The sequence below is a fragment of the Helicobacter sp. 12S02232-10 genome, from assembly GCF_002272895.1.
Lineage (GTDB): Bacteria > Campylobacterota > Campylobacteria > Campylobacterales > Helicobacteraceae > Helicobacter_J.
The window spans coordinates 1-380 of the sequence record NZ_MLAQ01000047.1 but is presented as its reverse complement, the minus strand read 5'-3'; the positions used below and the strand labels follow the sequence as shown (position 1 = coordinate 380).

Below are 380 nucleotides of genomic sequence, written 5' to 3'. Positions count from 1 at the left end.
CGATTGGTGATATCACTAATTTTAGAGGAACCATCACAGGAACCATTGCCAATGCTGCTTCAGTTGGTAATATCACTTTGCAAAAAAGTGGAAGTGACTTAAAGATTAAGAATGCTGATAAGGTTGGAAAAATTATAGTTAATACTGGCACAAAATTCACTTTAGATGATACCAATGGGCAATTTCAGGGTGTTCAAACACAAGGAGGTACTAGTGATATTACCTTGAATGCCTCCACTTATGTGTCCCATCAAATCCAAACCACCAAAGGCACAACCAATATTGCCTTTAGTTCCACTCCCTCTAGCATTAATTTTGACAATACAAAATTACAAAATCTCATCACAACTCTGACTCCAAAAAAAGATGAGACCTCCCAA

At 37.1% G+C, this 380-nt stretch carries 1 protein-coding gene; it reads left to right on the top strand.

From position 1 onward, the window contains the following. Window positions 1-380: hypothetical protein (locus BKH41_RS09965; RefSeq protein WP_180762824.1), on the top strand; the 380-nt coding region annotated here is incomplete at both ends.